Below are 21,372 nucleotides of genomic sequence, written 5' to 3'. Positions count from 1 at the left end.
TTATGTCGCACTTAGAGTTGCAACCGGGTTTTGACTTTCAGCAAGCAGGCAAGGAAGTCCTGGCAATTGAACGTGAAGGCCTGGCGGAGCTTGATCAGTACATCAACCAAAATTTTACTCTCGCCTGCGAGAAAATATTCAGCTGCCCGGGCAAAGTTGTAGTGATGGGGATGGGGAAATCTGGACATATCGGGCGGAAAATGGCAGCAACATTTGCCAGCACCGGCACCCCCTCATTTTTCGTGCATCCAGGCGAAGCCGCACATGGCGATCTGGGCATGGTCTCGCCGCAGGATGTAGTCATCGCCATCTCTAACTCCGGTGAATCCAATGAGATAGCGGCGTTAATCCCGGTGTTAAAACGTCTTCATGTACCGCTTATCTGCATGACCGGTCGTCCGGAAAGCAGCATGGCGCGTGCGGCAGATGTGCATCTGTGTGTTAAAGTGCCTAAGGAAGCTTGCCCGTTAGGCCTGGCGCCGACCAGCAGCACGACCGCAACGCTGGTGATGGGCGATGCGCTAGCCGTGGCATTATTAAAAGCGCGTGGCTTTACCGCGGAAGATTTTGCGTTATCTCATCCCGGTGGCGCACTAGGCCGTAAGCTTTTACTGCGCGTTAACGATATTATGCATACGGGCGATGAGATCCCGCATGTGACTAAAAGCGCCAGCCTGCGTGACGCCTTACTTGAGATCACGCGTAAAAATCTCGGCATGACCGTCATTTGCGATGATGACATGAAGATTGACGGTATTTTCACCGATGGCGATTTACGTCGCGTCTTCGATATGGGCGTTGATGTTCGCCAGTTAGGCATTGCCGATGTGATGACCCCTGGCGGCATTCGCGTGCGTCCGGGCATTCTTGCCGTCGATGCCCTGAACTTAATGCAGTCCCGCCATATCACCTCGGTTATGGTTGCTGATGGCGACCGGTTACTTGGTGTGTTACATATGCATGATCTGCTGCGTGCAGGTGTAGTGTAAGAAACTCAAGGATAAAGAAAATGAGTAAAGCAGGTGCGTCGCTTGCGACCTGTTATGGACCCGTCAGCACAGACGTTATCACCCGGGCAGAGAACATCCGTTTGCTGATCCTGGATGTGGATGGCGTACTGTCTGATGGTCTGATTTATATGGGCAACAACGGTGAAGAGCTGAAGGCTTTTAACGTCCGCGATGGTTACGGAATTCGCTGTGCGCTCACTTCCGGTATCGAGGTTGCCATTATTACCGGACGAAAGGCTAAACTTGTAGAAGATCGCTGTGCCACATTGGGGATCACGCATTTGTATCAGGGGCAGTCAGACAAACTGGTCGCCTTTAACGATCTCCTTAGCAAACTGGCGATCGCTCCTGAAAATGTTGCGTACGTTGGCGATGATCTGATCGACTGGCCGGTGATGACACAAGTGGGATTAAGCGTGGCGGTGGCGGATGCTCATCCTTTGCTGATCCCGCGGGCCGATTATGTCACCCGCATCGATGGGGGACGCGGCGCGGTACGTGAAGTCTGCGATTTATTACTCCTGGCGCAGGGCAAACTGGACGAGGCCAAAGGGCAATCGATATGAGCAAAACCAGACGTTGGGTTATCATTCTACTGTCGCTGGCTGTCCTTGTGATGATTGGTATTAATCTGGCAGACAAAGACGACACCGCTGAGGTCGTCGTAAATAACAACGAGCCAACCTATAAGAGCGAACATACTGATACCGTTGTGTATAGTCCCGAAGGCGCACTGAGCTATCACTTGATCGCGCAAAACGTTGAATATTATTCGGAACAAGCGGTTTCGTGGTTTACTCAACCGGTATTAACCACATTTGATAAGGATAAAGTACCGACCTGGACGATCAAGGCTGATAAAGCAAAATTGACCAACGATCGGATGCTATATCTGTACGGCCATGTTGAGGTCAACGCCCTGGTGCCCGACTCTCAACTACGCAGAATGACGACCGATAACGCACAGATTAACCTGGTGACACAAGACGTCACTTCCGATGATCTCGTCACGTTATATGGCACAACATTTAACTCCAGCGGACTGAAGATGCGCGGCAACTTACGCAGCAAGAACGCCGAGCTGATTGAAAAGGTTAGAACCTCATATGAAATCCAAAACAAACAAACTCAGCCTTAATCTTGTGCTTGCCAGCGCACTTCTGGCCGCCAGCATCCCGGCATTCGCCGTCACCGGCGATACCGAGCAGCCGATTCACATTGAGTCGGACCAGCAGTCCCTTGATATGCAAGGCAACGTGGTGACCTTTACTGGCAACGTGATTGTGACTCAGGGCACCATCAAAATTAACGCCGATAAAGTCGTCGTAACCCGCCCTGGCGGTGAAGACGGTAAAGAAGTCATTGATGGCTACGGTAATCCTGCAACCTTTTACCAGATGCAGGACAACGGTAAACCGGTTAAAGGCCACGCCTCACACATGCATTATGAACTGGCGAAAGACTTCGTCGTTCTCACCGGTAAGGCTTACCTGGAACAGCTCGATAGCAACATCACGGGCGATAAGATCACCTATCTGGTGAAAGAGCAGAAAATGCAGGCCTTCAGCGATAAAGGCAAACGCGTCACCACCGTTCTGGTACCGTCGCAGTTGCAGGACAAAAACAAGGCTCCGGCAGAGAAAAAAGGTAACTGATTCGTTATGGCAACATTAACTGCAAAGAACCTTGCAAAAGCCTATAAGGGCCGCCGTGTGGTGGAAGATGTCAGTCTGACCGTCAACTCCGGGGAGATCGTCGGTCTGCTCGGTCCTAACGGTGCGGGCAAGACAACGACCTTTTACATGGTGGTCGGCATTGTCCCGCGTGATGCGGGCAACATTATCATTGATGACGAAGACATCAGCCTGCTGCCTCTGCATGCGCGCGCGCGTCGCGGCATCGGCTACTTGCCGCAGGAAGCGTCTATTTTCCGTCGCCTGAGCGTGTTTGATAACCTGATGGCGGTGCTGCAAATTCGTGACGATCTTACCAGCGAGCAGCGGGAAGATCGCGCCAACGAGCTGATGGAAGAGTTCCACATCGAACACCTGCGTGACAGCATGGGACAGTCGCTCTCCGGTGGTGAACGACGCCGCGTGGAGATCGCCCGCGCACTGGCCGCGAATCCGAAATTTATCCTGCTGGATGAACCGTTTGCCGGTGTTGACCCGATTTCCGTTATTGATATCAAACGGATCATCGAACATCTGCGCGACAGCGGGCTTGGGGTGCTGATTACCGACCATAACGTTCGCGAAACGCTGGCAGTGTGTGAGCGCGCCTACATCGTGAGTCAGGGCCACCTGATCGCGCATGGCACGCCAACAGAAATACTGCAGGATGAGCACGTTAAACGCGTATACCTTGGGGAAGACTTCAGACTCTGATAGGGTAGAAGACTTCACGTCACCGCAGGAGAGAACAACTCTGAACATGAAGCAAGGTTTGCAACTCAGGCTTAGCCAACAACTGGCGATGACGCCTCAGCTACAACAGGCTATCCGTCTGTTGCAGCTGTCCACGCTGGAACTTCAGCAAGAACTTCAGCAAGCGCTGGAAAGTAATCCACTGCTCGAGCAAACCGATCTTCACGACGAAATTGATACCCAGGAAAAACAGGACAGCGAATCCCTCGACACCGCAGATGCTCTCGAACAAAAAGAGATGCCAGAGGAGCTGCCGCTTGACGCCAGTTGGGATGAAATTTACACCGCCGGTACGCCTTCTGGCACCAGCGGGGATTACATCGACGACGAACTGCCTGTGTATCAGGGTGAGACCACGCAATCACTGCAGGATTACCTGATGTGGCAAGTGGAGCTGACCCCGTTCTCGGATACCGATCGCGCAATTGCGACATCCATTGTTGATGCGGTAGACGAAACCGGTTATCTCACCGTAACCCTGGACGATATTCTCGAAAGCATGGGCGATGACGACGTCGGCATGGACGAAATCGAAGCCGTGCTTAAACGCATTCAGCGTTTTGATCCCGTGGGCGTGGCGGCCAAAGATCTCCGCGACTGCTTATTGATCCAACTTTCACAGTTTGATAAAGCCACGCCGTGGCTGGAAGAAGCGCGCCTGATCATCAGCGATCACCTCGATCTGTTAGCCAACCATGACTTCCGCACGCTGATGCGCGTAACCCGGCTGAAAGAAGATGTGCTGAAAGAAGCCGTCAATCTTATTCAGTCCCTGGACCCCAGACCTGGGCAGTCTATCCAGACCGGGGAGCCAGAATACGTTATTCCGGATGTACTGGTGCGTAAGCATAACGATCGCTGGGTGGTCGAACTCAACGGCGACAGCATTCCACGGCTGCAGATTAACCAGCACTACGCCGCCATGTGCAACAGCGCGCGCAACGATGCTGACAGCCAGTTTATTCGTAGCAATCTGCAGGATGCAAAGTGGCTGATTAAAAGCCTGGAAAGTCGCAATGATACGCTGCTGCGCGTCAGTCGCTGTATCGTTGAACAGCAGCAAGCCTTCTTTGATCAAGGCGAAGAGTTTATGAAACCGATGGTGCTGGCGGATATCGCCCAGGCCGTCGAGATGCACGAATCGACCATTTCCCGAGTGACCACGCAAAAGTATCTGCACAGTCCGCGCGGCATTTTTGAATTGAAGTATTTCTTTTCCAGTCACGTTAACACTGAAGGCGGAGGCGAAGCCTCATCCACAGCTATACGTGCACTGGTGAAGAAATTAATTGCTGCGGAAAACCCCGCGAAACCGCTGAGTGACAGCAAGTTAACCTCTATGCTGTCAGAACAGGGTATCATGGTGGCACGCCGCACTGTTGCGAAGTACCGAGAGTCTTTATCCATTCCGCCGTCGAACCAGCGCAAACAGCTGGTCTGACCCAACCGATAAGGAAGACACTATGCAGCTCAACATCACTGGAAACAACGTCGAAATCACTGAAGCCTTACGCGATTTTGTTAATACAAAATTCGCCAAGCTAGAACAATATTTCGACCGGATTAATCAGGTCTATATTGTGTTGAAAGTGGAGAAGGTGACACATATCTCGGATGCAACACTGCATGTGAACGGTGGCGAAATTCATGCCAGCGCGGAAGGTCAGGATATGTACGCCGCCATTGACGGTTTAATTGATAAACTGGCTCGGCAGTTAACAAAACATAAAGATAAACTGAAACAGCACTAACTTGTCCGGGCAGTTAGCGGGTGCAGGACGGCCTGTTGTGTAGCACAACGGGCCATTTGTACAGTTAGCGCTTAGGTGAAATTATGACAAATAACGATACGACTCTACAACTGAGCAATGTTCTTAACCAAGAATGTACACGCGCTGGCGTTCACTGCCAAAGCAAGAAACGCGCGCTGGAAATCATCAGCGAACTGGCGGCAAAACAGCTCAGCTTGCCCTCTCAGGTGGTATTTGAAGCCATTCTGACGCGTGAAAAAATGGGCAGTACCGGCATCGGTAATGGAATTGCTATCCCGCACGGAAAGCTGGAAGAGGACACGATGCGCGCAGTTGGCGTGTTTGTGCAACTTGAAACGCCAATTGCTTTCGACGCCATTGATAATCAACCCGTCGATCTGCTTTTCGCCCTGCTGGTTCCGGCAGACCAAACCAAGACGCATTTGCATACGTTGTCGCTGGTCGCCAAACGTCTGGCCGATAAAACCATCTGCCGCCGCCTGCGCGCAGCACAGAGTGACCAGGAGTTGTATCAAATCATCACGGACACCGAAGGTGGACTGGATGAAGCATAACAACCCAATGGCATCCTTTTTTGTCGTTGTGAGGAGAAACAGTACATGGTACTGATGATCGTCAGCGGTCGTTCGGGGTCAGGAAAATCTGTCGCCCTGCGAGCGCTGGAAGATATGGGTTTTTACTGCGTGGATAACCTTCCCGTAGTGCTGTTGCCCGATCTGGCTCGTACTCTGGCCGATCGCCAGATTTCTGCGGCCGTCAGCATTGATGTGCGCAACATGCCTGAGTCCCCAGAGATTTTCGAGCAGGCAATGAACAATCTGCCTGAAGGCTTCTCACCACAGTTGCTGTTCCTTGACGCCGATCGTAACACCCTGATTCGCCGCTACAGCGACACGCGTCGCCTGCATCCTCTTTCCAGCAAGAACTTATCTCTGGAGAGCGCTATCGATAAGGAAAGCGATTTGCTGGAGCCGCTGCGCTCTCGTGCTGACCTGATCGTGGATACCTCCGAAATGTCCGTGCACGAACTGGCGGAAATGTTGCGTACCCGCCTGCTGGGCAAGCGTGAACGCGAATTGACGATGGTATTCGAATCCTTTGGTTTCAAACACGGTATCCCAATTGACGCGGATTACGTCTTTGACGTGCGCTTCCTGCCTAACCCGCACTGGGATCCGAAGCTGCGCCCGATGACCGGTCTTGACCGCCCCGTTGCCGCCTTCCTTGACAGGCACACAGAAGTACACAATTTTATCTACCAGACTCGCAGCTATCTTGAGCTATGGTTACCCATGCTGGAGACCAACAACCGCAGCTACCTCACCGTAGCTATCGGCTGTACCGGCGGGAAACACCGTTCGGTGTATATTGCAGAGCAGCTGGCAGACTACTTCCGCTCACGCGGTAAAAACGTACAGTCACGCCATCGTACGCTGGAAAAACGTAAATCATGACCGTGAAGCAAACCGTTGAAATCACGAATAAGCTGGGTATGCATGCTCGCCCAGCCATGAAACTGTTTGAATTGATGCAGGGTTTTGAAGCAGAAGTTTTGCTGCGTAATGATGAAGGAACGGAAGCCGAGGCAAACAGTGTTATCGCTCTGCTGATGCTGGATTCCGCCAAAGGGCGTCAGATAGAAGTTGAAGCCACGGGTCCACAGGAAGTGGAAGCCCTGGCAGCGGTGATTGCCCTGTTTAATTCAGGATTTGATGAAGATTAGTCGAGTACCTGAAGCGCTGCGCTCATCAGGCCTACACGGCAACGTCACACTCCCGTAGGCCGGATAAAGCATTTACGCCGTATCCGGCAATAAACCCGTTAATACAGCTTATTTTCCCGCATAAACGACTCACCGCCTAGCTGGCGCATTTGGCGCATAATCCACGCCTGACGGCTACGTACATAACCAGAAGGCGCATTCGCTTTAAAACGCAAAGGATTGGGTAATACCGCCGCCAGCAAGGCCGCTTCAGACAGACTCAGCCGACTGGCTGGCTTATGGAAATAGCGCTGCGCCGCTGCCTCCACGCCGAAAACCCCATCACCAAACTCAGCAATATTCAGGTAAACGGTCAGAATACGCTTCTTGGTCCAGACGGTTTCCATACCCAGCGTTAGCCCGGCTTCAAGACCTTTACGCACCCAGCTACGTCCATCCCACAGAAAGAGGTTTTTTGCCGTCTGTTGCGATAACGTCGACGCCCCGCGAATACGGTTTTCATTACGTTCGTTGTGCGCCAGCGCTTTCTCTATGGCGGAGACATCGAATCCCCAGTGCTCGGGAAACTTCTGGTCCTCCGCGGCGATCACCGCCAGTCCCATCCACGGTGAGATCTCATCCATGCTCACCCAGTCTGAGTGCGCCACATAACCGAAATCACCGGACAGCCATGCGCTCAGTTGCCGCTCGACCATCACGGCAGAGAAAGGGACTGGCATCACGCTGAAAAGTGCGATGCCCCCGCCCCAGAATACGGCGAGGACAACGACCGCCCGCAGAAAGATACGTCGCAGAAAGGCAGTAACTCCTTTTCTCATTCAGCCAGCACCAGCACACGTGATACCAGTTTATCGATACCACTCGCGGCCTGAGCAATGTCCTGCGCCAGCATATAGGCGGGAGTGGTGACGATTTTGTTGTCTTCATCAACGACAATGTCATCAACCGGACAAGGCACATGTTCTGCGCCCATCTCTTCCAGCACCTCTGCCGTATCAATATCAGTACCGATGGTCAGACGCAGCGGAAAGTCAAAAATTTTAGGTAACATGGCAGGCGCAATGCACATAAATCCCAGCGGCTTACCCGCCTGATGCATAGCCACCGCCAGCGCAGCTAAGTCGCTATCAACTCGGCACTCACTGCCCTGGCTGGCAAAATTGCTCAGATTTTTGGCCGCGCCAAACCCGCCTGGCACGATCAACGCATCCAGTTCCGTTGAGACTGCCTGAGCAAGTGGGCGAATATCACCGCGTGTTATACGGGCGGCTTCAATCAGCACATTACGCGTTTCCTGCATCGGCTCGCCGGTCAGATGATTAATCACATCCGCTTGTTGTTTATCCGGTGCGAAACAGACGGCCTGAGCGCCGTTGCGGGCAATCGCCAGAAGCGTGAGAACAGTTTCATGGATCTCTGCGCCGTCATACACGCCGCATCCGCTGAGCACTACACCCACTTTTTTCATCGTGATACTCCTTTCTCAACTGGCTGAAACATATTAGTTATTATGATTTAAATGCTACGCTTCACACATTTAACTGATTCATGTAACAAATTATTTAAGATTTGCTATCTTAACTGCGTGCGGCCTGAAAATTAGGGCTGCGCCCTTGTAAACAATGATAATAATTTACGGCGCAGCCACGATTTCCCTGGTGTTGGCGCAGTATTCGCGCACCCCGGTCAAGCCGGGGTCATTTTTTTTCCACGCTCGCCACCCAGGCCTTCAATACCGCCACGTCGTGCTGCCACTCCTGCTTCATCTCTTCAATCCATTCAGCAACATTATCTTCCCAGGCTGGAAGGTCTGGCGACTGGATTTGCTGACCTAACTGTTGCAGGTGGCGCAGCCCCACGGAACCTGCCGCGCCTTTAATTTTATGGCCTTCCTCAACAACGCCTTTTTTATCCCGTGCGGTCAGATTGGACTCCAGCACGCTCAAATATCCCGGCATCATCTTCTCAAACACCGCCAGTCCGTCGGTTATTAACTTCGGTCCCACCAGCTCGAGGTATTGTTCCAACATAGGAATATCTAACAGCGCTTGCGATTTACTGCTCTCTTCAGATGTCACAGTGCTCTCCTCTTTGTTTCGGGTATCCCAGTATTTTTTGATCATGGCGGTTAACGCCGGAACCGACAGCGGCTTACTCAGCACGTCGTCCATTCCCGCGTCCAGATACTCTTTTTTATCTTTCAGAACGTTGGCGGTAAGCGCAACCAGCGGCGGCAGGTCCTCACGGGCGTATTTTTGCGTCAGCTCGCGCGAGATATCCAGACCGGTCATATCCGGTAGCTGAATATCCAGCAGCACCAGGTCATATTCGCCCGGCGTGAACATTTCCAGCGCGGCTTTCCCGGTCATGGCGACATCCACGCTGTTGCCCAGTTTTTCCAGCACTGAACGCGCGACAATAACGTTCAGTTCGATATCTTCCACCAGCAGCACATTCAGGGCTGGCAGCGGCATGTCGTCGTCTTCAAAGGCGTCTTCAATCTCTTCCGCTACCGCAGGCGCATGCACGGTCAGCGTAAAGATGGAGCCTTTGCCAGCCTGGCTGGAGACCGTAATATCGCCGCCCATGTTTTTCGCCAGACGCTTCGATACGGCCAGTCCAATCCCGGTTCCCGTTGCCGGTTTGCCGCCATTGCTGTCCTTCACCTGATAATACATGGCGAAGATTTTATCTTGCTCATCCTGCGGAATACCGATCCCAGAATCTTCAACCTCGAAATGCAGTATATTCCCCTGGTCATAGCGCGCCCGCACGGTTACCTGCCCCTGCTGGGTAAACTTCACGGCGTTGCTGATCAGATTCCACAGAATCTGGCGCAAACGCGTGCCGTCGGTAATGACCTTATGCGGTAGTGGTAACGTCGGCTCAAGCACAAAACGCAGCCCTTTTTGCTGCGCCTGCAGGCCAGAGAGGTTTTCCAGATCCGCCATAAAGCTGGTGAAATCGATCGGTTGGTTATCGAGCTGAACTTTACGTCGCTCCATCTTATCCATGTCGATAATATCGTTGAAAATATTCCCCAGCGTCACGGCAGAGACGTGGATTGTTTTCAGGTATTTTTCCTGCTCAGCGGTCAGATCCGTATCCAGCAGGATCCGGCTTAAGCCGACAATGCCGTTAAGCGGAGTACGCAGTTCGTGGCTGATGGTAGAAATGAAGGTGGTCTTATCGCGGCTGGCGCGCTCTAACGCATCCTGATAACGCTTACGCTCGGTAATATCGCGCCCAAAACCCATCAGACCATGCCGCTTACCTACGCGGTCATAGTAAGGTACTTTGCGAATTTCAAAGCAGGCTTTGCGCCCGTCCGGATAGTCCAGCCACTGTTCGTAGGTGAGCGAGACGTTATGACGGAACACCTTTTCGTCGGTTTCAATGACCTTTTCTGCCGCCTCAGGGGAGTAAACATCAGCCGGTTTTAAATTCACCAACTGCTTTTCGCTCTTGCCGGTCAGCAGTTCCATGGCACGGTTACAGCCGGAAAATTCTTTATCTTCATTACGATAAAAAACCAGATCCGGCGAGGCATCAAGGAAAGAGCGTAAAAAGGAAGACTGCTGCTCAAGCTGAATCTGCGCTTCTTCGCGCTCTTTGATTTCAACCTTCAACTGCTCGAACGTATCCTGGCGCTCCGCTTCGGCTTTTTCGCGCTCAACAATTTCCTGATTAAGCTGGGCAATATTATCTTTTAACTGCACATTGAGCTTGAGATCGCGCTCGCGCATCTCTTCCAGCTTTTGTACCAGTCGTGACAAGCGTTGCCGGGACTCTTCCAGTTGCTCCACCACCACTGACAGAAAATAGACGGCCCAGGGGGTAATTAACAGACCAAAAAAGATAGAGCGGATAACATCAATGCTTTCTACCTGGCCATGCAGCACCATGGTGACAGCCATCTGCACCACAATCGCCAACACGACCAGCGCCAGCGCCAATAACAGCGAAAAGCGCACCAGACCCAATTTCATCATCAGGTCGACGTAATATTGCGCCAGCATACGGATTTGCTTCATAGAGGGTTCCTTCACGACAACTTGGCACAATAATACTCAATTCTCAGCGTGACGTTGAAGATTGTGCAAGAAATGCGGAGGTTATCGGTGAAATGACCGAGGAGAGATTCAACGTGGGCCTGATAAGCGTAGCGTCATCAGGCAAGCAGGCGCAGATTGCCGGATAGTTAGCTCCCAGGCTGAATCCACGGAGTGCCAAGCGCAGAGCCTTGAACACCATGAGCATTGAGATAGCGATCCAGTTCGACCATCCCGGTCCAGCGGTTTTCACACCATAGCGGAGCCAACAGCATTGGGCGACGCGCGCTGGCAGAGATTCGATGATAAATCACCTCTGGCGGCGTATGGCGGATCATCTCCCCGGCGGTAACCGTGTAGTCGTCCAGTTCAATTCCGTTCAGCCGTCCGGCTTCCCAGGCCTTTGCCATCGTACTGCCTTTCACAATATGCAGCGGATGCAGCTTAATACCGTCAACGCCCGTCTCCACCACTCGTTCCATGGTTTGCAGACAGTCTGCCTGTCCTTCTCCCGGCAGACCAACAATCAGGTGTGAGCACACTTTCAGCCCGCGCTCGCGCGCCAGCCGCGTGGTGTTCTGATAGCAGGCAAAATCATGGCCGCGGTTAATCCGGTGCAGAGTTTTGTCATGCGCAGTTTGCAGACCGAGCTCCAGCCATACCTCATAGCCGAGGTCTTTATACTCACAAAGCAGATCGAGTACCGCATCCGGCACGCAGTCGGGGCGCGTCCCAACGCATAACCCAACGATGTTGGCCTGGCTGACCGCCTGTTGATACATCGAACGCAGCACCTGTACTTCCGCGAAGGTGCTGGTATAAGCCTGGAAATAGGCCAGATAGCGTCTGGCGCGATTGACCAACTGCGCCTGATGCTCAAGCTGCTCGGCAATTGAATGGTGCTGCTGTGCTTCATCGGCAAACGAGGCGACATTACAGAAAGTACATCCGCCGCGTCCGATGGTGCCATCACGGTTTGGACAGCTAAATCCGCCGTGCAGCGTGAGTTTATGAACCTTTTGCCCATAACGGCGAGAAAGATCCCCACCAAACATATTGACTAATTTCTGTAACTGCATAATCTGGTAGACCGCGCCTTGAAAAGAGGCCAAAGCCTGCCATTTTTTGCCCCAGTCGGCGATGACCTGGATCAATCGCCCTGGCGAGCCTTTATTTATTGCATAACAAATCAAAATAATCGAAATTTCATTCACTCAAAATATAATTACTTTTCCTTATATCCAGCTGTTTTTTTTATCTTCTTATACTCTCAGCGTAAAAACAGTATCTTTAAGACGCTAAAACTCTAAAAACCAGCATAAAATGCCAAGTATATCGATAAACAAAGGGAGGACGAGAGATATCCGGCCTCTCTTACAGTGAGACAGATCACACTTCCCAGGGCATCCTCCTCAGGTTATATCAATGTATAAAACCCTTTTATTTCAATATTTTCATAAAGTTAATTGCCCAATAGCACATTTTTGCATAAATAAGATTGCCATTTGACCTGTGTGTGGATTCCCGATAACTTGGAAATCCGCTGGAAGCTTTCTGGATGAGCAGTCTGCTCATCATATTTATGCAGTAATTGAGATTCCCTCTGAAGCAAGTCCTCAAACTTGTTTGACCTGTGCGAAAAGGATAAAGAGGGCGAATGCGAGGTAAGCGTATGACACGCAAACCCCGTCGCCATGCTCTTGGTGTGCCCGTGCGCAACGGTCCAGATGGGAATCCCGCAGAGCCTGGGGAGGTTCACTGATATGTTGTACGATAAATCCCTTGAGAGGGATAACTGTGGTTTCGGCCTGATCGCCCACATAGAAGGCGAACCTAGCCACAAGGTAGTGCGTACCGCCATACACGCACTGGCCCGCATGCAGCACCGTGGCGCAATTCTTGCCGATGGAAAAACCGGCGATGGTTGCGGCCTGCTGTTACAAAAACCTGACCGCTTTTTCCGCATCGTAGCGCAAGAGCGCGGCTGGCGTTTAGCCAAAAACTACGCCGTCGGCATGATCTTTTTAAATAAAGACGCTGAGCTGGCAGCGGCTTCTCGTCGCATTGTAGAAGAAGAATTACAGCAGGAGACCCTGTCGATTGTCGGCTGGCGCGACGTGCCGACTAACGAAGGTGTTCTCGGTGAAATTGCGCTCTCCTCCCTGCCTCGTATCGAGCAAATTTTTGTTAATGCCCCTGCGGGCTGGCGTCCGCGTGATATGGAGCGTCGCCTGTTCATCGCGCGCCGTCGTATCGAAAAACGCCTCCAGGAAGATAAAGACTTCTACGTCTGTAGCTTGTCGAACCTGGTCAATATCTATAAAGGTCTGTGTATGCCGGCGGATCTGCCGCGCTTTTACCTGGACCTGGCGGACCTGCGTCTGGAATCGGCCATCTGCCTGTTCCACCAGCGCTTCTCCACCAACACCGTACCACGCTGGCCGCTGGCGCAACCGTTTCGCTACCTGGCGCACAATGGTGAAATCAACACCATCACCGGCAACCGCCAGTGGGCGCGCGCTCGTACCTATAAATTCCAGACGCCGCTGATCCCTGATCTGCACGACGCCGCACCGTTCGTTAACGAAACCGGCTCCGACTCCAGCTCAATGGATAACATGCTGGAACTGCTGCTGGCGGGCGGGATGGATATCATCCGCGCCATGCGTCTACTGGTGCCGCCGGCCTGGCAGAACAACCCGGATATGGACCCGGAGCTGCGCGCGTTCTTCGACTTTAACTCCATGCACATGGAGCCGTGGGATGGTCCGGCGGGTATCGTTATGTCCGACGGTCGCTTTGCCGCCTGTAACCTTGACCGCAACGGCCTGCGTCCGGCGCGCTACGTCATCACCAAAGACAAGCTGATTACTTGCGCTTCTGAAGTCGGGATCTGGGATTATCAGCCGGATGAAGTGGTTGAGAAAGGTCGTGTCGGCCCTGGGGAGTTGATGGTTATCGATACCCGTAGCGGGCGCATTCTGCATTCGGCTGAAACCGATGACGATCTGAAAAGCCGCCACCCCTACAAAGAGTGGATGGAGAAGAACGTCCGCCGTCTGGTGCCTTTCGAAGACCTGGCTGACGATCAGGTCGGCAGCCGTGAACTGGACGATGACACCCTCGCCAGCTACCAGAAACAGTTTAACTACAGCGCTGAAGAGCTGGATTCCGTTATCCGCGTGCTCGGTGAAAATGGTCAGGAAGCGGTCGGTTCAATGGGTGATGATACCCCGTTTGCCGTGCTCTCCAGCCAGCCGCGCATCATTTATGACTACTTCCGCCAGCAGTTTGCCCAGGTCACCAACCCGCCGATCGACCCGCTGCGTGAAGCGCACGTCATGTCGCTGGCCACCAGCATCGGTCGTGAGATGAACGTCTTCTGCGAAGCCGAAGGTCAGGCGCACCGTCTGAGCTTTAAGTCGCCGATCCTGCTGTACTCCGATTTCACCCAGCTCACCACCATGAAAGAGGAGCATTATCGCGCTGACCGACTGGATATCACCTTCGACGTGACGGAAACCACGCTCGAAGAGACCGTCAAAGCATTGTGCGATAAGGCTGAACAGATGGTGCGTAACGGCACAGTGCTACTGGTGCTCTCTGACCGTAATATCGCAAAAAACCGCTTGCCGGTTCCGGCACCGATGGCCGTTGGCGCAGTACAAACACGTCTGGTAGAACAAAGCCTGCGTTGCGATGCCAACATCATCGTTGAAACCGCCAGCGCCCGTGACCCGCACCATTTTGCCGTTCTGCTCGGTTTTGGCGCGACGGCCATTTATCCGTATCTGGCGTATGAAACGCTGGGACGTCTGATCGACACTCAGGCGATTGCCAAAGATTACCGGGCTGTGATGCTGAACTACCGTAACGGCATCAACAAGGGTCTGTACAAAATCATGTCCAAAATGGGCATCTCGACCATCGCCTCTTACCGCTGCTCGAAGTTGTTTGAAGCCGTTGGTCTGCACGATGATGTTGTGGCTTTATGCTTCCAGGGCGTGGTCAGTCGCATCAGCGGCGCGGGTTTTACCGACTTCCAGCAGGATCTGCTGAACCTCTCCAAACATGCCTGGCTGGCGCGTAAGCCTATCAGCCAGGGCGGTTTGCTGAAGTACGTTCACGGCGGCGAATACCACGCCTACAACCCGGACGTGGTGCGCACGCTGCAACAGGCAGTACAAAGCGGCGAGTACAGCGACTATCAGGAATATGCAAAGCTGGTCAATGAGCGTCCGGCGGCCACGCTGCGCGATCTGCTGGCGATTACACCTGGCGATGAAGCCGTAAGCATTAGCGAAGTAGAACCCGCAACCGAACTGTTTAAACGCTTTGATACCGCAGCGATGTCTATCGGGGCATTAAGCCCGGAAGCACACGAGGCGCTGGCCGAAGCCATGAACAGCATCGGTGGTAACTCGAACTCCGGTGAAGGCGGCGAAGATCCAGCACGCTACGGCACTAACAAGGTGTCGCGCATTAAGCAGGTGGCTTCCGGTCGCTTTGGCGTAACCCCAGCGTACCTGGTCAATGCTGATGTCATTCAGATTAAAGTCGCTCAAGGCGCGAAGCCGGGCGAAGGCGGTCAGTTACCGGGTGATAAAGTCACCCCGTACATCGCCAAACTGCGTTATTCGGTGCCGGGCGTGACGCTGATCTCCCCGCCGCCGCACCACGATATCTACTCTATCGAGGACTTAGCGCAGCTGATTTTCGACCTGAAACAGGTTAACCCGAAAGCGATGATCTCGGTGAAGCTGGTTTCCGAACCGGGCGTCGGCACTATTGCGACCGGCGTGGCGAAAGCCTATGCGGATCTGATTACGATTGCCGGTTACGACGGCGGTACCGGGGCAAGCCCACTCTCCTCGGTAAAATACGCGGGCTGCCCGTGGGAGCTGGGGCTGGTGGAAACTCAGCAGGCGCTGGTGGCTAACGGTCTGCGTCACAAGATCCGTCTGCAGGTCGATGGCGGTCTGAAAACCGGCGTCGATATCATTAAAGCGGCAATTTTGGGTGCAGAAAGCTTCGGTTTCGGCACCGGCCCCATGGTCGCGCTGGGCTGTAAATACCTGCGTATTTGCCATCTAAACAACTGCGCAACCGGCGTGGCAACTCAGGATGACAAACTGCGTAAGAACCACTATCACGGCCTGCCGTTCAAAGTGACTAACTACTTTGAATTTATCGCCCGCGAAACCCGCGAGCTGATGGCGCAACTGGGCGTGAAACGTCTGGTGGATCTGATTGGTCGTACCGACCTGCTCAAAGAGCTGGAAGGGTTTACCGCCAAGCAGCAGAAACTGGAGCTGTCTCGTCTGCTGGAAACCGCTGAACCGCATCCAGGTAAAGCGCTGCATTGCACTGAAAACAATCCGCCGTTTGATAACGGCGTGCTGAACGCCCAGCTGTTACAGCAGGCGAAACCGTTTGTCGACGAGCGCCAGAGCAAAACCTTCTGGTTCGATATACGCAACACCGACCGTTCCGTCGGCGCATCGCTGTCGGGCTATATCGCTCAGACGCATGGCGATCAGGGGCTGGCATCTGACCCGATTAAAGCGCACTTCAGCGGTACCGCAGGCCAGAGCTTCGGCGTGTGGAACGCGGGCGGCGTGGAGCTGTATCTGACCGGCGATGCCAACGACTATGTCGGTAAAGGCATGGCGGGCGGCCTGCTGGCAGTGCGTCCTCCGGTTGGCTCTGCTTTCCGTAGCCATGAGGCGAGCATCATTGGTAACACCTGCCTGTATGGTGCTACCGGTGGCCGCCTGTTTGCTGCGGGTCGTGCGGGTGAGCGTTTTGCGGTGCGTAACTCCGGCGCTATTACCGTGGTTGAAGGTATTGGCGACAACGGCTGTGAATATATGACCGGCGGCATCGTGTGTATTCTCGGCAAAACCGGCGTCAACTTCGGTGCAGGCATGACCGGCGGATTCGCCTACGTGCTCGACGAAGACGGTGAATTCCGCAAACGCGTGAACCCGGAACTGGTAGAAGTACTGAGCGTGGACTCGCTGGCTATTCATGAGGAACACCTGCGCGGTCTGATTACCGAGCATGTACAACATACCGGTTCTTCACACGGCGAAGAGATCCTGGCGAACTGGCCAGCATTCTCGGCGAAATTCGCGCTGGTAAAACCGAAATCCAGTGATGTGAAAGCACTGTTGGGTCACCGTAGTCGTAGCGCAGCAGAGCTGCGTGTGCAGGCGCAGTAAGGGGTAGCAGCAATGAGTCAGAACGTATACCAATTTATCGACCTGCAGCGCGTTGATCCACCGAAGAAACCGCTGAAGATCCGTAAGATCGAATTTATCGAGATCTACGAGCCGTTTTCCGAAGGCCAGGCCAAAGCACAGGCTGATCGCTGTCTTTCCTGCGGCAACCCGTACTGCGAGTGGAAGTGCCCGGTACATAACTACATTCCGAACTGGCTTAAGCTGGCGAATGAGGGACGTATTTTTGAAGCGGCAGAACTGTCGCACCAGACTAACACTCTGCCGGAAGTCTGTGGCCGAGTGTGCCCGCAGGATCGTCTTTGTGAAGGATCCTGCACGCTAAACGATGAGTTCGGTGCGGTAACTATCGGCAACATCGAGCGCTATATCAACGATAAAGCGTTCGAGATGGGCTGGCGTCCGGATATGACTGGCGTTCGCCAGACGGACAAGCGCGTGGCGATCATCGGTGCAGGTCCGGCGGGCCTGGCCTGTGCTGATGTGCTGACCCGCAACGGCGTGAAGGCGGTGGTATTTGACCGCCACCCGGAAATCGGCGGTCTGCTGACCTTCGGGATCCCGGCGTTCAAGCTGGAGAAAGAGGTCATGACCCGTCGCCGTGAAATCTTCACCGGTATGGGTATTGAGTTCAAACTAAACGTGGAAGTGGGCCGCGACGTGCAGCTTAACGATCTGCTGAAGGATTACGATGCCGTGTTCCTTGGCGTAGGTACCTATCAGTCGATGCGCGGTGGGCTGGAAAACGAAGACGCTCCCGGCGTATTTGATGCCCTGCCGTTCCTGATCGCCAATACCAAACAGTTGATGGGATTTGGCGAAAGCAGTGACGAGCCGTACATCAGCATGGAAGGCAAACGCGTCGTTGTTCTCGGCGGTGGCGATACCGCGATGGACTGCGTGCGGACCTCGGTTCGCCAGAACGCGGCACACGTAATCTGCGCCTATCGCCGCGACGAAGAGAACATGCCGGGTTCCAAACGCGAGGTGAAAAACGCGCGTGAAGAAGGCGTCGAGTTCCAGTTCAACGTCCAGCCTTTAGGCGTGGAAGTGAATGCCAACGGTAAAGTGTGCGGCGTGAAAATGGCGCGCACCGAAATGGGCGAACCGGATGCGAAGGGGCGTCGCCGCGCGGAGATCGTCGCCGGTTCCGAGCACGTTGTTCCAGCTGATGCGGTGGTACTGGCGTTTGGCTTCCGCCCGCACAGTATGGAGTGGCTGAAAGAGCACAGCGTCGAGCTGGATTCTCAGGGCCGTATTATTGCTCCGGAACGCAGCGATAACGCCTTCCAGACCAGCAACCCAAAAATCTTCGCTGGTGGCGACATCGTGCGTGGTTCGGATCTTGTAGTCACCGCGATTGCCGAAGGTCGTAAAGCGGCAGACGGTATCCTGAACTACCTGGAAGTGTAAGTAAGCGTCTTCTGGCATCTCATCTTCAAACGCTGATGAGATGCCAGATTCCTCGCAATACCCCTGCCCCCTCCCCTCTATCAACACCGTGAAAGAGAACTAAAAAAACATACGGAAACGTTTGCTTTATTCTGAGAACTGTATATTATGCGGCGGATTTTTTGGGCAAAATTCATGGAGGCGTTGTGTCGCAGGACAACAATTATAGCCAGGGCCCCGTCCCTCTGGCGGCGCGGAAGGGCGTGATTCCACTAACGTTTGTCATGTTGGGACTCACATTTTTTTCCGCCAGTATGTGGACCGGTGGCACACTCGGTACCGGTCTTTCCTATAATGATTTCTTCCTGGCAGTTCTCTTCGGTAATCTTCTCCTCGGTATTTACACTGCATTTCTCGGTTTTATCGGCGCAAAAACAGGGCTCTCAACCCACCTTCTGGCACGTTACTCATTTGGTTTGAAAGGTTCATGGCTTCCCTCACTGCTCTTAGGCGGTACACAGGTAGGCTGGTTTGGCGTTGGTGTGGCCATGTTTGCTATCCCGGTTGGCAAAGCGACGGGGATTGACGTCAATATTCTGATTGCGGTTTCCGGTCTGTTGATGACCCTGACTATCTTTTTTGGCATCTCGGCGCTGACCGTTTTATCTATCATCGCCGTACCTGCCATCGTCGTTCTTGGCAGCTACTCCGTCTGGCTGGCGGTGAGCGATGTCGGCGGTTTAGACCATTTAAAAGCGATAGTGCCGCAGACACCGCTGAATTTCTCCACCGCACTGGCGCTGGTGGTAGGCTCATTTATCAGCGCAGGCACGTTAACCGCCGACTTTGTCCGCTTTGGCCGCAACGCCAAAGGTGCGGTACTGATTGCCATGGTGGCATTTTTCCTTGGCAACTCGTTGATGTTTATCTTCGGCGCTGCGGGTGCCGCCGCTGTTGGACAGGCGGACATCTCTGACGTGATGATTGCTCAGGGCCTGCTGCTGCCCGCGATTGTGGTGCTCGGCCTGAATATCTGGACCACCAACGACAATGCGCTCTACGCTTCAGGTTTGGGATTTGCCAATATTACCGGCCTTTCCAGCCGTTCGCTGTCGGTGGCTAACGGTATTATCGGCACACTGTGCGCACTGTGGCTTTACAATAACTTTGTCGGTTGGCTGACATTTTTGTCGGCAGCGATTCCTCCAATTGGTGGAGTGATTATCGCCGACTATCTGCTGAACCATCGCCGATATGCCGACTTCAGCAAAGCACAATTTATTTCCGTAAACTGGATAGCTATCCTGTCCGTTGCACTGGGCATTGCCGCCGGTCACTATATTCCCGGTATTGTACCCGTCAACGCCGTACTCGGCGGCGTATTCAGCTATATCCTGCTGAACCCACTTTTCAATCGCAGCCTTGCTAAATCACCAGAGGTCAGCCATGCAGAATAATAACATCACCATTCGTCAGGCGCGTTTACAGGGACGCGAAGGATTGTGGCAGCTCACGGTTGAAAACGGACGCTTCAGCCGAATTGAGGCTCAGGACGCCGCTACGTTGCCGCAGGGGGAAGTGCTTGATGCCGAAGGTGGCCTGGCAATCCCACCGTTCGTAGAGCCACATATCCACCTGGATACCACGCAAACCGCGGGGGAGCCGAGCTGGAACCAGTCTGGTACGTTATTTGAAGGCATTGAGCGCTGGGCCGAACGTAAGGCAATGCTCACTCACGATGACGTCAAAGCGCGCGCCATGCAGACTCTTAAGTGGCAGATGGCCAACGGCATCCAGTATGTCCGCACTCACGTTGACGTTTCCGACCCTACGCTGACGGCGCTGAAAGCCATGCTGGAGGTGAAGCAAGAAGTCGCTCCGTGGGTAGAGCTACAGATTGTCGCGTTCCCGCAAGAGGGCATTCTTTCTTATCCCAACGGTGAAGCGTTATTAGAGGAAGCCGTGCGTTTGGGGGCCGACGTCATTGGCGCTATCCCCCACTTTGAATTTACGCGTGAATATGGCGTGGAGTCGTTGCACAAAATTTTCGCCCTCGCGCAAAAATACGACAGACTTATCGACGTGCACTGTGACGAAATTGACGATGAGCAATCACGCTTTGTTGAAACCGTCGCGGCGCTGGCCCATCGCGACAATATGGGCGAGCGCGTGACCGCCAGCCATACTACGGCAATGCACTCCTATAACGGCGCGTATACTTCCCGTCTTTTCCGCCTGTTGAAAATGTCCGGCATTAACTTTGTCGCGAATCCACTGGTGAATATTCACCTGCAAGGGCGCTTTGACACGTATCCTAAACGCCGCGGCGTTACACGCGTCAAAGAGATGCTGGAGGCAGAGATCAACGTCTGCTTCGGCCATGATGACGTCTTCGATCCGTGGTATCCGCTGGGCACTGCGAATATGCTGCAGGTACTGCACATGGGGTTACATGTGTGTCAGCTGATGGGATACGGACAAATTAACGATGGCCTGAATCTGATCACCACCCACAGCGCGAAAACCCTGCACCTGCAGGACTACGGTCTGAGCGTGGGGAATTCCGCGAACCTGGTGATTTTACCGGCAGAGAATGGGTTTGACGCGGTTCGTCGCCAGACGCCTGCACGTTATTCCATTCGTCACGGGCGAATCATTGCCGAGACTGTGCCGAGCCAAACGACGCTGCATCTGACGCAGCCGGAAGCGGTGACGTTTAAGCGCTAGGTTGTAATATCCGGTGTCGGATGGCGCA

Annotated in this window: 18 protein-coding genes; 14 read left to right on the top strand and 4 right to left on the bottom strand. The window is 53.6% G+C overall.

The features are described 5' to 3' along the window. The first annotated feature begins 2 nt into the window (after positions 1–2). The 10 genes from kdsD (at position 3) to npr (ending at position 6,931) form a co-directional block, all read left to right on the top strand. Complete coding sequence (kdsD, locus tag HVZ52_RS02440) at positions 3–989, top strand: arabinose-5-phosphate isomerase KdsD (RefSeq protein ID WP_016154685.1); 987 nt, start codon at positions 3–5, stop codon at positions 987–989. A gap of 20 nt (positions 990–1,009) precedes the next feature. Beyond that, entirely contained in the window at positions 1,010–1,576 is a 567-nt protein-coding gene (kdsC, locus tag HVZ52_RS02435) for a 3-deoxy-manno-octulosonate-8-phosphatase KdsC (RefSeq protein ID WP_047358521.1), read from the top strand. Further along, positions 1,573–2,148: an LPS export ABC transporter periplasmic protein LptC gene (gene lptC / locus HVZ52_RS02430; RefSeq protein ID WP_047358522.1), complete on the top strand. Its 576-nt coding sequence runs from the start codon at positions 1,573–1,575 to the stop codon at positions 2,146–2,148. Before kdsC ends, lptC begins: the two co-directional genes overlap by 4 nt. Next, positions 2,117–2,665 (top strand): lipopolysaccharide ABC transporter substrate-binding protein LptA, encoded by a 549-nt coding sequence (gene lptA / locus HVZ52_RS02425; protein ID WP_016154688.1) that lies wholly within the window; start codon positions 2,117–2,119, stop codon positions 2,663–2,665. The genes lptC and lptA overlap by 32 nt, the downstream gene beginning before the upstream one ends. Positions 2,666–2,671: 6 nt before the next feature. Continuing rightward, complete coding sequence (lptB, locus tag HVZ52_RS02420; RefSeq protein WP_003025073.1) at positions 2,672–3,397, top strand: LPS export ABC transporter ATP-binding protein; 726 nt, start codon at positions 2,672–2,674, stop codon at positions 3,395–3,397. Positions 3,398–3,443: 46 nt separating this feature from the next. Next, positions 3,444–4,877: an RNA polymerase factor sigma-54 gene (gene rpoN, locus HVZ52_RS02415; protein ID WP_016154689.1), complete on the top strand. Its 1,434-nt coding sequence runs from the start codon at positions 3,444–3,446 to the stop codon at positions 4,875–4,877. Positions 4,878–4,899: 22 nt separating this feature from the next. Beyond that, positions 4,900–5,187 carry a ribosome hibernation promoting factor gene (hpf, locus tag HVZ52_RS02410; protein WP_003025078.1) on the top strand — a complete coding sequence of 96 codons (288 nt, stop codon included), beginning with the start codon at positions 4,900–4,902 and terminating at the stop codon, positions 5,185–5,187. Between the two features lie 83 nt (positions 5,188–5,270). Then, complete coding sequence (ptsN, locus tag HVZ52_RS02405; protein ID WP_016154690.1) at positions 5,271–5,762, top strand: PTS IIA-like nitrogen regulatory protein PtsN; 492 nt, start codon at positions 5,271–5,273, stop codon at positions 5,760–5,762. A 45-nt stretch (positions 5,763–5,807) separates the two neighbouring features. Beyond that, positions 5,808–6,662: an RNase adapter RapZ gene (gene rapZ / locus HVZ52_RS02400; protein WP_003025085.1), complete on the top strand. Its 855-nt coding sequence runs from the start codon at positions 5,808–5,810 to the stop codon at positions 6,660–6,662. Further along, on the top strand, positions 6,659–6,931 hold the full coding sequence (gene npr / locus HVZ52_RS02395; protein ID WP_003828770.1) for a PTS phosphocarrier protein NPr: 273 nt from the start codon (positions 6,659–6,661) through the stop codon (positions 6,929–6,931). The genes rapZ and npr overlap by 4 nt, the downstream gene beginning before the upstream one ends. 98 nt (positions 6,932–7,029) lie before the next feature. Here npr and mtgA read toward each other — a convergent pair whose 3' ends face one another. The 4 genes from mtgA to HVZ52_RS02375 form a co-directional block, all read right to left on the bottom strand. Beyond that, a complete protein-coding gene (gene mtgA, locus HVZ52_RS02390) occupies positions 7,030–7,749 on the bottom strand; it encodes a monofunctional biosynthetic peptidoglycan transglycosylase (RefSeq protein WP_181598820.1) in 720 nt (239 codons plus the stop codon). Continuing rightward, complete coding sequence (gene elbB, locus HVZ52_RS02385; protein WP_016154692.1) at positions 7,746–8,399, bottom strand: isoprenoid biosynthesis glyoxalase ElbB; 654 nt, start codon at positions 8,397–8,399, stop codon at positions 7,746–7,748. Before elbB ends, mtgA begins: the two co-directional genes overlap by 4 nt. A gap of 229 nt (positions 8,400–8,628) precedes the next feature. Then, positions 8,629–10,965, bottom strand: a complete 2,337-nt coding sequence (gene arcB / locus HVZ52_RS02380) for an aerobic respiration two-component sensor histidine kinase ArcB (protein ID WP_016154693.1) — start codon at positions 10,963–10,965, stop codon at positions 8,629–8,631. Positions 10,966–11,132: 167 nt separating this feature from the next. Continuing rightward, the gene (locus HVZ52_RS02375; protein ID WP_049040958.1) at positions 11,133–12,062 is read right to left on the bottom strand and encodes a TIGR01212 family radical SAM protein; all 930 of its coding nucleotides are present in this window, start codon (positions 12,060–12,062) and stop codon (positions 11,133–11,135) included. A 684-nt stretch (positions 12,063–12,746) separates the two neighbouring features. Between HVZ52_RS02375 and gltB the strand changes: the two genes are divergently transcribed. The 4 genes from gltB (at position 12,747) to HVZ52_RS02355 (ending at position 21,344) form a co-directional block, all read left to right on the top strand. Further along, a complete protein-coding gene (gene gltB, locus HVZ52_RS02370) occupies positions 12,747–17,207 on the top strand; it encodes a glutamate synthase large subunit (protein WP_181598819.1) in 4,461 nt (1,486 codons plus the stop codon). Between the two features lie 12 nt (positions 17,208–17,219). Continuing rightward, the gene (locus tag HVZ52_RS02365) at positions 17,220–18,638 is read left to right on the top strand and encodes a glutamate synthase small subunit (RefSeq protein ID WP_046276017.1); all 1,419 of its coding nucleotides are present in this window, start codon (positions 17,220–17,222) and stop codon (positions 18,636–18,638) included. A 185-nt stretch (positions 18,639–18,823) separates the two neighbouring features. Beyond that, the gene (gene codB / locus HVZ52_RS02360; protein WP_047358527.1) at positions 18,824–20,074 is read left to right on the top strand and encodes a cytosine permease; all 1,251 of its coding nucleotides are present in this window, start codon (positions 18,824–18,826) and stop codon (positions 20,072–20,074) included. Further along, a complete protein-coding gene (locus HVZ52_RS02355; RefSeq protein WP_181598818.1) occupies positions 20,064–21,344 on the top strand; it encodes a cytosine deaminase in 1,281 nt (426 codons plus the stop codon). Before codB ends, HVZ52_RS02355 begins: the two co-directional genes overlap by 11 nt. The last annotated feature ends 28 nt before the right edge of the window (positions 21,345–21,372 follow it).

This window comes from Citrobacter sp. RHB36-C18, assembly GCF_013814485.1.
GTDB lineage: Bacteria > Pseudomonadota > Gammaproteobacteria > Enterobacterales > Enterobacteriaceae > Citrobacter > Citrobacter braakii.
This window is presented reverse-complemented; position numbering and strand designations above follow the sequence as displayed.

Excerpts from the sequence above, each read along its gene's own strand:
- npr (WP_003828770.1), top strand. The coding sequence starts at position 6,659 with ATGACCGTGAAGCAAACCGTTGAAATCACGAATAAGCTGGGTATGCAT.
- mtgA (WP_181598820.1), bottom strand. The coding sequence starts at position 7,749 with ATGAGAAAAGGAGTTACTGCCTTTCTGCGACGTATCTTTCTGCGGGCG.
- lptA (WP_016154688.1), top strand. The coding sequence starts at position 2,117 with ATGAAATCCAAAACAAACAAACTCAGCCTTAATCTTGTGCTTGCCAGC.
- rapZ (WP_003025085.1), top strand. The coding sequence starts at position 5,808 with ATGGTACTGATGATCGTCAGCGGTCGTTCGGGGTCAGGAAAATCTGTC.
- kdsC (WP_047358521.1), top strand. The coding sequence starts at position 1,010 with ATGAGTAAAGCAGGTGCGTCGCTTGCGACCTGTTATGGACCCGTCAGC.
- HVZ52_RS02365 (WP_046276017.1), top strand. The coding sequence starts at position 17,220 with ATGAGTCAGAACGTATACCAATTTATCGACCTGCAGCGCGTTGATCCA.
- hpf (WP_003025078.1), top strand. The coding sequence starts at position 4,900 with ATGCAGCTCAACATCACTGGAAACAACGTCGAAATCACTGAAGCCTTA.
- ptsN (WP_016154690.1), top strand. The coding sequence starts at position 5,271 with ATGACAAATAACGATACGACTCTACAACTGAGCAATGTTCTTAACCAA.
- lptB (WP_003025073.1), top strand. The coding sequence starts at position 2,672 with ATGGCAACATTAACTGCAAAGAACCTTGCAAAAGCCTATAAGGGCCGC.
- elbB (WP_016154692.1), bottom strand. The coding sequence starts at position 8,399 with ATGAAAAAAGTGGGTGTAGTGCTCAGCGGATGCGGCGTGTATGACGGC.
- lptC (WP_047358522.1), top strand. The coding sequence starts at position 1,573 with ATGAGCAAAACCAGACGTTGGGTTATCATTCTACTGTCGCTGGCTGTC.
- HVZ52_RS02355 (WP_181598818.1), top strand. The coding sequence starts at position 20,064 with ATGCAGAATAATAACATCACCATTCGTCAGGCGCGTTTACAGGGACGC.
- rpoN (WP_016154689.1), top strand. The coding sequence starts at position 3,444 with ATGAAGCAAGGTTTGCAACTCAGGCTTAGCCAACAACTGGCGATGACG.
- HVZ52_RS02375 (WP_049040958.1), bottom strand. The coding sequence starts at position 12,062 with ATGCAGTTACAGAAATTAGTCAATATGTTTGGTGGGGATCTTTCTCGC.
- kdsD (WP_016154685.1), top strand. The coding sequence starts at position 3 with ATGTCGCACTTAGAGTTGCAACCGGGTTTTGACTTTCAGCAAGCAGGC.
- gltB (WP_181598819.1), top strand. The coding sequence starts at position 12,747 with ATGTTGTACGATAAATCCCTTGAGAGGGATAACTGTGGTTTCGGCCTG.
- arcB (WP_016154693.1), bottom strand. The coding sequence starts at position 10,965 with ATGAAGCAAATCCGTATGCTGGCGCAATATTACGTCGACCTGATGATG.